This is a genomic window from Deinococcus aerius, assembly GCF_002897375.1.
Lineage (GTDB): Bacteria > Deinococcota > Deinococci > Deinococcales > Deinococcaceae > Deinococcus > Deinococcus aerius.
This window is the reverse complement of sequence record NZ_BFAG01000012.1, coordinates 152,820-165,843: the sequence shown is the minus strand read 5'-3', so window position 1 is coordinate 165,843 and position 13,024 is coordinate 152,820. Positions and strand designations below refer to the sequence as shown.

Genomic DNA, 13,024 nt, shown 5'->3' with positions numbered 1-13,024 from the left:
GCCTTGCCGAATTCGCGGACCGCGTCGGCATCGGCGCCGGGGATAATCGTCGGCAGGAACTCGATGATCCTGACCTTGGACCCCAGGTTGTTGTACACGTGCGCGAACTCGAAGGAGATCACGCCCCCGCCGACACACAGCATCCGGGCGGGAACGGGGTCGGGGACGACCAGGGCGCCCGTGGAGTCCACGATCCCCTGCTGGTCCACCTCCAGGCCGGGCAGGCGGGCGGGCTCCGAGCCGGTGGCGATGATGATGTTCGCCGCCGTGTAGGTCTTGTCGCCCACCTTGACCGTATGGGGGTCCACGAAGCTCGCCTGGCCGATCAGGTGGGTGACCTTGTTCGCCTTGAAGAGGCTCGCCACGCCGCCCGTGAGCTTCTTGACGATGCCGTCCTTCCAGGCGTTGAGCTTGGGGATGTTCAGCGCCTGCTCGCCGAAGGTCAGGCCGAAGTCCGAGGCGTGGCGGGCGGCGGCCAGGGTCTCGCCCGCGTGCAGCAGCGCCTTGGTGGGAATGCAGCCCACGTTGAGGCACACGCCGCCCACCGCTTCCCGCTCGGCGCAGGCCACCTTGAGCCCGAGCTGCGCCGCCCGGATCGCCGCGTGATAGCCGCCCGGACCAGCCCCGATCACGAGGAGGTCGAAATCGAAAGAGTTCGTCATGGGGGCAGTCTACCGGGTGCCCAGCGGCGCGCCAGTAACATCCGTCCATAGTCATAGGCGGCCTACTCACGCCTGAAAGTGGTCAATCCGTCGGGGGTCCTCCGCCTCCAGGAAGTCCGCCACCACCTGATTGAGCCGCCACCAGCCCTGCGGCGTGGCGCACAGTTGGTCGCCTGTCAGCGTCAGCAGGCCCCGGCGGATGTTCGCGGCCATGGGCTCGGCGTAGCGCTCCCGCACCTCCAGCCCGCTGCGGCGCGTCAGGTCGGCGAGGTCCACGCCCTCCCGCAGCCGCAGCCCCATGAACAGCGCGTCGGTCACGTACTCCTCGGCGTCCACCGGCTGCACCTCGCCGGGCTCGCCCGCCAGCCACTCGTGGAGGTGGGGATTGGTGCGGCGGGTGGTCAGGACGGGGCCGCTTCCTCCCGGATAGTGTCCCGCCGCCCCCGGCCCCAGCCCCAGGTACGTGCGGTTATTCCAGTAGGCGAGGTTGTGCCGGGACTCCTGCCCGGGCCGGGCGTAGTTGCTGACCTCATAGCGGGTGAAGCCCAGAGAGGTCAGCATGTCCTCCGTCCGCTCGAAGCCCGCGCGCTCGTCGTCCTCCTCGACAGTCACGCCCCGGCGGGCGAACTCGGTGCCCGGCTCTATGGTGAGGGTGTAGGCGCTGACATGCCCCACGCCGAGGTCCACCAGGCCGCGGATGTCGCTTTCCAAGGGCTGTCGCGGGACGGCAGTGATGAGGTCACCACTGACCCGGAAGCCCTGGCCGACGAGTGTGGTCACCGCCTCGCGGGCCTGCCGCGCGTCGTGCTGGCGGCCCAGGAAGCGCAGCGTGGCGTCGTCGAGGCTCTGCACGCCCACCGAGGCGCGGTCAAAGCCCAGGTCACGCCACAGCCCGGCACGGTCCGGGCTCACCGTGCCGGGGTTGATCTCCAGCGTGTTCTCCAGGCGCCCCCACCCCAGGTGACGGCGGATGCTGCCCGCCAGCGCCGTGACTTCCGCGCCCCGCAGGAAGCTGGGCGTGCCGCCGCCGATATACACCGTGTCGAGGTCCACCGGGTACTCGCCCGCCAGCCGCGCGGCCTCCTCCTCCACCCGCTCCAGATACCGCTCGACCAGCCCGGCCCGGCGCGTCAGCACATGGAAGTCGCAGTACGGGCAGATCGTGGGGCAGAACGGCACGTGGACGTAGAGGTGGCGGACAGCGGTGGGGTCGAGCGCGGGCACGGGGGCAGGGTAGCCGGGAAGCGGGAGGCGGGCGGGGGGACAGGTTGCGATTGCCCCGGAGCCTCAGCGCCCGTGCGGGGTGGCGTCCATCCAGGCTTCCAGGGTGGCGCGCACCCGGTCTGGGGCCGTGACGACCACCGGCACCCCCAGCGACGCGGCGGCACTCGCGGAGGCATTCTCGCCCGGCCCGTCCTCCGTGCCGAGCGCGCCGGTCCACTCCGGGAACGCTCCCCCCTCGCGGTACTCGGCGCCCCCGCCGTCCACCTGACGTTCGGGCACCGTCACGGCGGGACCGCACCCCAGCGCCCGCTCGGCCACGACCACCAAGCCGCGCGGTTCCTGTTCGCGCAGGGCGGCGAGCAGCGGCGTCAGCCCGTCGTGGACGAGCAGCAGGGCGTGGCCCTTGCCGTCCAGCGCGGCGAGTTGGGCGGGGAGCCCCGGCGCGAGTTCGGGGGGCGCGGCGACGAGCCAGCGGTGCCCGCCGGGGCGGCCCTCGAAGCCCGCGCAGGCCGAGCCGTAGATGTCGGTCCAGGTCCGTTTGTGATCCACCCGGGCAGGATAAGGGGCAGGGCGCGAGGTGTCGCCGTGCCGCGGGCCATAAAAAAGCCGCCTCTTCGGGCGGTGATGAAAGGAAGATAGCGTGAAATGCAGGGGAAGTCAAATTATGCAGCCCGGACATTCGGCGGGAATCTAGACATAAAGGGCGCCGGGAAACGGGAAGGGCACCGGGAAACGGGCCAACCCCGCGAGACTGGCCCGTTCCCTTCCCAGGTGAACCGCTCAGTCGGCGGAGCTGGGCGAGGGTTCCTCCTCGGACCTGGGGCCGACCGGTCGTGCCTGGCGCAGGGGGAGCGCCGGGATGAACAGGGTGATGATGAAGCCGATCAGGATGATGAAGATGGAGGTGCCGAACATGCTGGTGACGGCGGCGGTAAAGCCCTGCTTCATGCCACTCGTGACCTGGGCGGCGAGCTTGGTGGCCTGCTGGTCCAGAGTGGCGCGAATCTGCGCGAGGGCCTGGGTTGTCGCCTGCTGGACGGCGGCGGGCTCCTGGGCCAGGATGGCCTGCTGAACGCGCTGGGCCGTGGCGATGGTGGCCTGCTCCGTGGCGAACGCCTGGGCGGGCAGGGCGCGGAGTTGCGTCTTGAGGGCAGCGGGGGTTTCGGCACTCCGAATCAACGCCTGCCTTCCCGACTCCCCCTGGATCAGGATGTCGCCGATGCTTGCGGCTTCCGCCACCACCTTCTGATGCACCTGCGCCCTGAGGCCGCCGTTCGCCACCAGCGCCTTCAGCTCACTCGGCACCTGCGGGCTTTGCGTCAGGGCCTGCGCGGCGGCCTGATCCCCCCGCAGCGCCTTCTCGATCTGCGCGTACTGCTGATCGAGGGCGGCCCGAATCTGCCTGCCCGTGTCGCTGTTGCCGCCGCCCGCCCGCATCTCGCCGAGGTTGATGTTGGCCGCCTGAGCCTGCATGCCGGGCACGTTCGGCAGGTACTTCGGCAGCTCGCTGTGCAGGTTGTTGATGAGCAGCGTGCCGAAGATCGCCGTGCCGATGGTCGAGCCGATCTGGCGGAAGAACTGGCTGCTGCTCACCGCGATGCCCATCTGCCGCATGGGGACGGCGTTCTGCACGGCGATGTTGTAGAGGCTCTGGGAGGGACCCAGGCCCAGGCCCACGATGAACATGCGCCAGCCCAGGTCGAGGCGGGTGGTGTCCACGCCGATCTTCGTGAGCAGGTACACGCCCAGCATCAGCACGGCGGCGCCCCCGATCATGAAGGGCTTGTACTGCCCGGTTTTCGAGACGAGCTGGCCGGACACGATGCTGGCGAGGATCAGCCCCGCCATCAGCGGCAGCATGGAGAGGCCGGAGTTCGTGGCCGACACGCCCTGCACGGACTGCATGTACAGCGGCAGGAACATCACCACGCCCAGGAAGGCCATGCCGATCACGAAGCCCGCCAGGTTCGAGAAGGTGAACACGGGAATTTTGAACAGGCCGAGTGGCAGGATGGCGTCCGGGTTGCGAGCCTCGGCGAGGATGAAGGCGATCAGGCTGACGAGGCTCACGCCGAAGAGGCCCAGGATGCGGGCGCTGTCCCAGGGGTAGGTCACGCCGCCCCAGGTCAGGGCGAGCAGCAGCGGGATGGTCGTCGTGACGATCAGCAGGGCGCCGAGCACGTCCACCCGTCCGGCGGCCCGGTGCGTCAGGCGCGGCATCTTGGCGATGATCATGAAGAGGGAGAGCAGGCCCAGGGGCAGGTTCACGTAGAACACCCAGCGCCAGCCCTCGATGAAGTACCCGAACAGATTCACGCTGCCGTGGTCGGTGAGGAAACCGCCGACGAGCGGCCCCAGGACACTGGCGAGGCCGAAGACGGCGCCGAAGAGCCCGCCGAACTTCGCCCGCTCGGCCGGGGGGAACATATCGCCCAGGATGGCGAAGGCACTCGTGAAGAGCGCGGCGCCGCCCAGCCCCTGAAGGGCGCGGAACACGATGAGCTGCATCATCCCGCCGCCGAAGAGGCCCCCGAACCACGGCTCGCCCGCCATGCCGCACAGCGCCGACCCCAGCAGGAACAGCACGATGCCGGTCACCAGGATGGGCTTGCGCCCGTACAGGTCGCTGAGCTTGCCGTAGATGGGCACCATCACGGTCGAGGCGAGCAGGTACGCCGTGGTGACCCAGGCGTAGAGGTTCAGGCCGTGGAGCTGCTCGATGATGCGCGGCATGGCCGTCGAAACGATGGTCTGGTCGAGCGCCGAGAGCAGGAACACGACCATCAGGCCGGTCAGTGTGATCCGCTTCTCCTGCTCGGTGAAGTGGAAGGCGGGGGCGTCGTGCGCGGTCATTCCGGGCCTCTTTCGTCGGTCAGGGCGTCCAGGGCGGCGAGGAGACCCCCCAGGACCTGAGGATCGAGCCGGGCGAGTTGCCCGCTGACGAGTTCGTGCAGCGTCTCGTCGGTCTCGCGCACGACCTGCTCGCCCCGCTCGGTCAGGGAGAGGCGGGTGCGGCGCGAGTCCTGCCCGTCGATCTGGCGCTCGATCAGGCCCGCCTTGCTCAGCCCGTCGAGGTGGCGGCTCATCAGGGTGGTAGGAATCTTGAGGTGGTCGGCCAGCACCTTGGGGTAGTGGTCGCCGTTCTGAATACTCCGCAGGACGTGGTACATCCGGGGATTGATGCCGTGCCGCTCTTCCAGCAGCGGGGCGAGTTGCCGCCCGAGCATCCGGTTGAAGCGCCACATGCCGCGCAGGAAGCGGTCGACCTCCTGGCGCAACTCGGTGGGGGGTGGGACAGTGTGCGTCACCGCCCCACCCTAGGCGCTTAGTTCACTTTGGTCAAGTATTTACGCGGGGTAGGCAATTAGTCTGAGTTGTTCGGGCCTCAGGAGGCGCCTGCCAGGGAGACGGGGGGCGAGTGGATGGGCAGCGTCGGCGCCAGCCACACCCGGCCCGTGCCCCGGTACACCTGCACGAAGCCCTCGCCGGTGCGCCCGCTGCCCAGCAGGCCCCGGCTGCTCTTCTCGACGCTGAAGGCGAGCCCGCCCGAGTAGGCCACCACCAGATTGCCGTCCACCTTCAGCGTCTCGTTCCTGAGGTCGAGAATCTGGAACTCGTCGGGGTGAACCGGGCTTTGCAGGGCGAAGACGCCCGAACCGCTCAGCTTGGGCTGCACCCGGCCCTCGCCGCTGCCCAGCATCGCCGCGAGGCCCTGGTTGACGTGCCGCCCCACCGTGACCTGGCCCGCGCAGGCGACGAAGGCGCCGTCGTCCACGATCAGGTCCTCGCCGTGCAGCTCGCCAAGCAGGAGGTGCAATCGGGTGGGCTCGGTGTAGATCACGCCCGCGCCGCGGTACACGGTCTTGAAGAGGCTCTCGCCGCTCGCCGCCGCCGAGACCGCGCCGCGCAGGAAGCCGCCCAGGCCGCCCCCACCCGTCCCGCCGCTACTTGAAGCCTGCATCTCGATCTCGCCGCGCAGGTACTGGAGGGCGCCGGGTTCGAGGACCGCCAGCCCGCCCTCCAGGTGCAGCGCGAGTTGACGCCAGCGGGCCGGGCGGGTCAGGGGCTGGTGAAAGCCCTCCAGCGGGCGCTCGGTGGGCCGGGGATCGTACTCGACGACCTCCAGGCGGGCGCCCTGACTGGCGGCGGAGTGGATGACCTCGGGGTGGAGTCGGAATTCCATGCCGGGGGTACGGGCTCAGGACTCCCCCGGTTCCCGCCGGTCGGGCCGACCGTACACGAGCCGGCGGGTGAGGCGTTCCAGCGGTCCGCTCCCGAAGCGGCGCAGGAGCCACGCGCTCACGGGGAGCTGGGCCAGCCCCACGAGCAGCGCGAGCGCCACGGCGGGCGCCGCCCCCCAACGGCCGAACTGCCCGCCCCCGTAGGGATAGAAGAAGGTCGTCATGACCAGGCTCTGGGCGATGTAGTTGCTCATGGCGACCCTCCCGCTGGCGGCGAAGGCCCTCAGCGGCCCCAGGCGGCCCCGGGAAGCGAGCAGCCCCAGCACGCCCACGTACCCCAGCGCCGTCGCCAGGCCACCCCCCATCCGCACGGGGATGGAGAACAGGAAGGCGGGGCGTGTCCCCTGGGTGTTCAGCCACGCGAGCAGCACGCCCAGCGGGAGGCCGACGGCGAGCCCCCACACCGCGAGGCGGCGCAGCAGCGGGCGGTGTTCCCCGGGCCGGGTCAGCAGGCCGGTGCGCTGCGCGGCGGCCCCCAGGCAGAAGAGGGCGATCAGCCAGGGGCCGTTGTAGACCGCGCTGCCGAGCTGATCCTCCACAAAGTTGGCGGCCCGCCACGCCACGAACTCCAGGTACCCCATGCCGGGCACGAGGTTGGGAAAGAACACGGGACGGCCCGCCGGGCTGCCCACCGCCGCGAGCCCCGCCAGCAACCCGCTCAGGAGCCACCACCCGCCCAGCAGCCCGGACAGCAGGACGAGCGTGCGGGCCGTCAGCCGGGCGGTGAAGAGAAGCGCGACGGCGAGCAGCGCGTACATCGAGATGATGTCCCCGTGCCACACGAACACGAAGTGGGCGGTGCCGAGGACGAACAGCACCACCAGCCGCCGCGCCAGAGTCCCCGGCCCGTGCCGCGCGAGCAGCCCGGCGGCCCCCCACCCAAACAGCATGGCGAACAGGCTGATCGAGCGCCCATTCAGAAAGATGTCGGTGAGCACCTGCACCACCCGGTCGATCCCCACCTGCGTCCACTCGCGGAACCCCGCGAAGTCCTGCACGTTGACCACCAGGATGCCCAGCAGCGCCAAACCCCGCAGCACATCGGGCAGGAGGGAACGCTCGCCCGCCCCCACCGGGCGCGGCGGGCCGGTCTCCGGGGCGGGCGCGGGAGGGGGCTCGGCGGGCAACGTCATGCCGCAGGCTAGCGCGTTGGGGAAAGGGGCAATAAAAAAGCCGCCTCTTGGGCGGTGATGGAAGAAGAATAGCGTGGAATGCAGGGGAAGTCAAGGTATGCAGCCGGAAAAAAGTGTTCTCCCCCTCTTACGCACCGCGCCGCACCACCAGCGGCCCCACCGGACCCAGCGTGATCCCGGGCTGGGGGCGGGGATCGCCGGAGACGGCCCCCAGCGGGGGCAGCGCGGCCAGAACCTCCAGGATGAGGAACCGGGCGAGGTGCATCCCCAGGCAGACCCGCTCGCCAGCGCCGAAGGGAAGGTAGGCCCAGGCGGGAGGCGGGGTTTGCCAGCGTTCGGGCCGCAACTCCTGGGGGGCCGCCCACAGCTCCGGGTCCCGTCCGCTGAGGTAGGGGCTGTACAGGGCGAGGGTGCCGCGCGGCAGGCGCACGCCATTCCACGTCACGTCATGGGCGAGGCGGCGGCTGCCCATCCAGCCGGGGGGATAGAGGCGCAGCGTTTCTTTCAGGACGGCGGGGTGGTGTTCGGGCGCGTGCCAGGCGGGATTGGCGGCGACGTGCCAGATCGACCAGGCCAGCGCGTGCGTGGTCGTGTCGTGGGCGGCGGCGAGACTCACCCGCGTCTCCTCCAGCCCGCCGGGGAGGGGCGCGAGGTGGGCGAGGAGGTCGTCGCCGCCCCCCCTCAACCGCCGCTCGGCGAGGCAGCGCAATTCGGCATTCACCCGGCGAAACAGCCGGGGGCGGGGCAGCACCGCGAGGGGAAAGGGCTGGCGCAGCGGCGCGAGGAAGGCGTGCAGCAGCCGGGAGTCGAACTCGCCGCTGAAATACGCCACGTTCAGCAGGCGCAAAACTACCCCATCCGCCCAGGCCAGCGCGTCGAAGTCGCCCGCCGGAATGGGGGGAAGGGCGGCGCGGATACGGACCCGCAGCTCCTCCAGATGGGCCTTGCCGAAGCCGGGGTTCACCGCCCGGCGTCTCGGGGCATGCCCCGGCGCGTCCGTCAGGATCACGCCGCCCGCCAGATGCGGGACCACCCGGGAAAAGCTTCCGGCGCTGCGAAAGGTCCCCAGGTCGCCCAGCAATCGGCGGTTCCAGGCGGGGCTGAAGCCCACCACGGCGGGCAGGCCCAGCCGCAGGTGGAAGAGGTCGCGCCCCGCCAGCCGTGCGCGCCGCGCCCCCTCCTCGACCAGCGGCAGGGGGGCCAGCGCCCAGTCCTGGAGGTGGCCGACGGGGGGCCGGACGGGGGGCCCGGGCAGGCTCTCCAGCCCCCTCACTCCAGGTCCGCCCACGTCTCCCCCTCGCCCGGGACCCGGAAGCCGTCCAGGTCGTCGTAGGGCAGGCCGATCAGCTTTCCCGCGCCGTTCCAGCCGCTGAGCATGGAGAGCGGGACGCCGCCGCCGGGGTGGACCGTGCCGCCGACCTGCACCAGATTCCGCGCGGCGGGGAGGGTCCAGTCCGGGCGCAGGCTGCCCGTCAGGCCGTGGGGGGCGCGGCCATACAGGGCCCCCGCGACCGCCGTGCGCGCGTAGTCGGCGGGCGAGAGGGGCCGCCACTCGGCCACATTGAGCGGAAAGCGGGCTTGGAGCGAGCGCAGCAGGAAGGCGCCGTACTCGTGCCCGTCACCCGCCACCCCGGGCTCGGGCGGCGCGTTCACGAGCAGGAAGGCGCGGTCGCCGTCGAGGTGCAGGTAGAGGGTGGGGTCGGTCGGCAGCCGCCCCGCGCGGATGTCCCGCCACTCGCGGGCGTAGTCGGCGGGCCACAGGACGTGGTGGGCGCGGCCCCGGTCCTCCGCGAGCCGCAGTTGCAGCGCGAACCCGCTGAGGCCGCGCGGGGCGGGGTCGGGGGGCAGCCCCAGCCAGCCGCGCGTCAGGGCGCGGTCGGCGGCGCTCACCCAGGCGTCGGCGGCGAAGGCGCCCCGGTCGGTGTGGGCGCCGAGCACCCGGCTGCCATGGACGCTGAGGTGCTGCACCCGCGTCCCGAACTCGAAGCGCACGCCGAGGTCCTGCGCCCGCTCGTGCAGGAGCGAAGCGAGCGCTCCCAGCCCCCCCGGCAGGTGCCACACCCCGTACCCCAGTTCCACCCACGCGACGTTGTGCAGCACGGCGGGCGCCCGGTAGGGGTCGGCCCCCAGGTAGGTGGCGAAGCGCAGCCAGAAGGGCGTCAGGAAGGGGCCGCTCCGCACGAGGCGCGCCAGGCTCGACCAGGGCGCGGCCCGCACGCCCCGGGTCAGGGCGTAGCGGGCGAGCTGCACCCGGCCCGGCGGTGGCCGGAACAGGAAGGTGGGCGCCGCGTCCAGGTACATCCGGCGCGAGGCGGCGAGTAGCCGGGCGTAGTCGCGGCCCTCCCGGCGGGAGAGTTGCGCGAGGGTGGGCTCCAGGCTCCCGGCGACGTGCAGCGCCTCGGGGGCGAAGGTCCGCCCGTCCTGGCCGTGATACGTCGTCGTGGGCCGCGCGGCCTCCAGCTCGGGCAGGGGCACCTCGACCCGCCGGTGCAGCGCGCGGAAGACCTGGGGCATGGTCACGACGGTCGGCCCGCTGGAGAAATCCTCGTAGCCCAGCGCCGCCTTGCCGCCGGGGCGCTCCAGGTTGTCGAGGACCGTAACCTGCACCCCGGCCCCCGCCAGCCGCAGGGCCGCCGCCAGCCCCGCGAAGCCCGCGCCGATCACGGCGACGTGGCGGGGGGCCCGGTGGGGGGAGAGCGACGGTCGCTGGCGGCGCCCCGTGTCACGCTTCTTCCTCATACGGCTTCCGGTTGAACCGTCGTGAAACGGTTCAACCCGAGCGGAGCGGGTGGGAAAAAACCGGTGGCCGGGAAAGGAGTGGTCGAACCGGTGCTTTCCCGCTTCGAGAACGGCTTGGACGGCAACCGTATCACTGGTCGTACTCCCGACCCTTCCAGCTCACCCGGCGGCGCATGGCGCGAAGATACACGGGCAGCGCGAGCAGCGGCGTGACCGGCCCCAGCAACCCCTCGGCGAGGTCGGCGGGGGCGCGGCGCCCGGTGAGGAGGTTGACGAGCGTGCGCTCCAGCAGCCCCGCCGCGCGCAGGGCGGCCAGCCCCGGCAGGCGGCGGGCGGGGAGCAGCCAGGGCAGGGTATAGGCGGCGAGGTGCCAGCCCAGCGAGGCGGCCATCAGCGCCCGCGAGCCCCGGTGCACCGACCCCGCGCTCTTCCCGAAGCCCTCCACCGACTCGGCGTAACCCCGGTACATCCGCACGCCCAGGCACTCCCCCCCCAGCGCGAGGGCCAGCCGCCCGCCCCACGCCTTCACGCGGCTCCCCAGCGCCACGTCCTCCAGCAACTCGGCCCGGACGAGGGCATGCCCGCCGACGCGCTCGTAACTCCTCCTGGGGAAGGCCATGAGTTGCCCGTTCGCGGCGGCGGCGCTGGGGTGCGGAAAGCGCAGCAGCGGCTCGGGCAGGAAGGTGAGCAGCACGGCGTCCACCAGCGGCGTGAGCAGCCGCTCGCCCGGCGTGACGTTGCGCTGGCGGGGATACACGCTGAGGAGGTCGGCTCCCGAACGTTCCAGCGCGTGCAACACGGCGCCCAGGGCCCCCGGGTGCCACAGCACGTCCGCGTCGGTGAAGATCAGCACGTCGCCCGTGGCCGCCGCCGCGAGCTGCTGGCAGGCCCACGGTTTGCCGTGCCACCCGGGGGGCAGGGACTGGCCCGGGATCACCCGCGCGTCCAGGTCATGCGCGATCCGCGCCGTGTCGTCCTCCGAGTGGTCGTCGAGCACCAGAACCTCATGCGCCCCCTGCGCGACCAGCCCGGGCAGCGTGTGCGGGAGATTGTGCGCCTCGTTGCGAGCCGGCACGAGCAGCGAGACGCGCGGGCCGCCGGGCGGCGTGGGCCGGGGCCGCAGCCGCGGAAAGGTCAGCGCGTTGACGAGGAGGGTCGCCCCCTTGACCGCGAAAAAGGCCCCGACCGCCAGACGGTACGCGCGGAAGGGGCGGCTCACCGGTCCCCCGTGAGCCAGATCAGGGCGCGGCTGGGCAGGTCCACGCGGTCGGAGGCACTTGCACGGCCCGCCGTGACGCGCAGGTAGCCCGCCAGGGGCGCCTCCGGGTCGCTGTCCGCGAGGTCGGTGTCCAGGGCGGCGAGTTCCTGAGCCAGCGCGGCGGGGAGCGCGGCCTCCCCCACCGCCCGCCCGAAGCGCAGGTAGGCCTCCGGGTACTGCCCGCCCCGCAGCACCACGCGCAGCGCCACGGGCACGAGGGGCACTCCCGCCGACCGGGCGATCCAGGCCGCGCCGGGGCGCACCTCACGCAGGGGTCCCGCCGGGTGGAGGGCTCCCTCCGGGAACACGACGACCCACGCCCCCGCCCGCGCCGCGCGCACGGCGGGGCGCACCTCCCCCACCCCCAGCGCCCCCACGCGCCGCAGGAAGGGGAAGCGGGCGAGCTGTTCGCCCAGCATCAGCACCCGGTAGTCCAGGCCCAGCGTCCAGGTGATCTCGCGCAGCACGTAGCCGTCCCACCACGAGTGGTGATTGGGGGCGAGGACGGCGCCCGCACCCGGCAGCGGCCCGCGCACCCAGATGCCCCCCAGCCCCGTTCTCACGCTGCGGCGGATGCTCGCCCGCAGCAGGGCCGCAGCCCAGTCGAAGGGGATCACCGCCGCCCCCGCACGGCCCACACCAGGGCGAGGGCCGCGAGCATCGCCGCGAGGGTGACCGCCGCCTCGACGTACCGGCCCACGAGCACCAGGCCGCCCGGCAGGAAAAAGGTCTCGACTGGGTACGCGGCGGCAAAGGAGAGGCGGGAGAGGTTGGGCTGGGGCGCCCTCTCCACCCGGAGCAGGCGGGAAGTCACCGGAACTTCAACCCTGGTCTCGTGTACTCCCCAGCCCCGACCTGGCCGCCCGAACAACCCCGGCGCCAACCCCACCAACGCCCAGCTCAACCCCGTTCCAACCGCCCACCAGCCCAGGAAGTTCTGAACCGGTGCGCCCGCCCACAGGGGTACGGGATCGCTCCAGCGCCAGTAGCCCTGGGCGGTCATCAGGGGTTCCAGGCCCACGTCCCACCCGACGAGGAGCAGGCCCGCCAGCCAGGCTCGCCCCCCACTCAAGAGCGCGGCGGCCAGCGGCAGGGCGAACCAGCCCAGCGGCACGAGAAGCGGCACGCCGAGCAGCGTCGGCCCGGGTGCCCCGGCGTAGGAATACTGGCCGAAGGGAAAGCCCGTCCGGCTCCCCAGCACCTCCACCCCCAGCCCCACCGCGAAGCCCAGGACGGCCATCACCAGGGCCCGCCGCGCCCCCACCCGTTCCCAGGCGAAGGCGAGGGCCGCCGCGAAGAGGGCGCCTGTACTGAGCAGGGCCAGGGACGGAAAAGCGTCCGGCCAGAGGGGCACGGGGATTTTTAGCGCGGCGTACAAGGCGGTCAGCCACATCCAGGGGCGCATCTGGGCCGACAGAACGGCTGCCCGCGCCCGCAACGTCCCGCTGAAATCGTTCCTCAGCGCATCCCCCGCGAGCGCCAGCAGGAAGGATAACGGCAGGCCCAGCGCAATCAGGAGCCAGCCCGCCGTGAGGTCCCGCAGCACGAGCAGGGCGCCCAGGAAGGAGACGCCCAGCGCGGCGAGGGCGAGGCCGGAGCGCAGGAGGGTGGGGGTCATGGAGTATCCGGGGTGGAAGGCGGGATCATTCCCCCGGTTTCCCGGAGGCCATGCCCGTTCACCCCCTCTCCTGCGGAGCTGTGCCAGTCCTGGCCTCCCCCCTCTGCTTGGCAGCTTTGCAAGTCAAGGGGGAGGGGAAAAGACACAAG

General features: G+C 72.0%; 12 protein-coding genes. All 12 read right to left on the bottom strand.

The genetic code is table 11. The features are described from left to right. Positions 1 to 662, bottom strand: a 662-nt coding sequence (locus DAERI_RS16330) for an FAD-dependent oxidoreductase (protein WP_114149461.1), incomplete at its 3' end; no start/stop codon positions are given. Positions 663 to 728: 66 nt separating this feature from the next. Further along, complete coding sequence (gene hemW / locus DAERI_RS16325) at positions 729 to 1,886, bottom strand: radical SAM family heme chaperone HemW (RefSeq protein ID WP_103130496.1); 1,158 nt, start codon at positions 1,884 to 1,886, stop codon at positions 729 to 731. Positions 1,887 to 1,949: 63 nt separating this feature from the next. Next, entirely contained in the window at positions 1,950 to 2,435 is a 486-nt protein-coding gene (locus DAERI_RS16320) for a hypothetical protein (RefSeq protein WP_103130495.1), read from the bottom strand. Positions 2,436 to 2,666: 231 nt separating this feature from the next. Then, on the bottom strand, positions 2,667 to 4,739 hold the full coding sequence (locus DAERI_RS16315; RefSeq protein WP_103130494.1) for a DHA2 family efflux MFS transporter permease subunit: 2,073 nt from the start codon (positions 4,737 to 4,739) through the stop codon (positions 2,667 to 2,669). Next, entirely contained in the window at positions 4,736 to 5,194 is a 459-nt protein-coding gene (locus DAERI_RS16310) for a MarR family winged helix-turn-helix transcriptional regulator (protein ID WP_235610430.1), read from the bottom strand. Before DAERI_RS16310 ends, DAERI_RS16315 begins: the two co-directional genes overlap by 4 nt. A 77-nt stretch (positions 5,195 to 5,271) precedes the next feature. Continuing rightward, on the bottom strand, positions 5,272 to 6,069 hold the full coding sequence (locus DAERI_RS16305; protein ID WP_103130493.1) for an AIM24 family protein: 798 nt from the start codon (positions 6,067 to 6,069) through the stop codon (positions 5,272 to 5,274). A 15-nt stretch (positions 6,070 to 6,084) separates the two neighbouring features. Beyond that, positions 6,085 to 7,260, bottom strand: a complete 1,176-nt coding sequence (locus DAERI_RS16300; protein ID WP_165794249.1) for a DUF418 domain-containing protein — start codon at positions 7,258 to 7,260, stop codon at positions 6,085 to 6,087. Between the two features lie 127 nt (positions 7,261 to 7,387). Beyond that, positions 7,388 to 8,548 (bottom strand): cytochrome P450, encoded by a 1,161-nt coding sequence (locus DAERI_RS16295; protein WP_305791385.1) that lies wholly within the window; start codon positions 8,546 to 8,548, stop codon positions 7,388 to 7,390. Further along, a complete protein-coding gene (locus tag DAERI_RS16290; protein WP_103130490.1) occupies positions 8,530 to 9,999 on the bottom strand; it encodes a phytoene desaturase family protein in 1,470 nt (489 codons plus the stop codon). The genes DAERI_RS16295 and DAERI_RS16290 overlap by 19 nt, the downstream gene beginning before the upstream one ends. A 130-nt stretch (positions 10,000 to 10,129) precedes the next feature. Further along, entirely contained in the window at positions 10,130 to 11,218 is a 1,089-nt protein-coding gene (locus tag DAERI_RS16285) for a glycosyltransferase family 2 protein (protein ID WP_103130489.1), read from the bottom strand. Then, complete coding sequence (locus tag DAERI_RS16280) at positions 11,215 to 11,874, bottom strand: lysophospholipid acyltransferase family protein (protein ID WP_103130507.1); 660 nt, start codon at positions 11,872 to 11,874, stop codon at positions 11,215 to 11,217. The genes DAERI_RS16285 and DAERI_RS16280 overlap by 4 nt, the downstream gene beginning before the upstream one ends. Further along, positions 11,871 to 12,875: a carotenoid biosynthesis protein gene (locus DAERI_RS16275; protein WP_103130488.1), complete on the bottom strand. Its 1,005-nt coding sequence runs from the start codon at positions 12,873 to 12,875 to the stop codon at positions 11,871 to 11,873. The genes DAERI_RS16280 and DAERI_RS16275 overlap by 4 nt, the downstream gene beginning before the upstream one ends. Between the last annotated feature and the right edge of the window lie 149 nt (positions 12,876 to 13,024).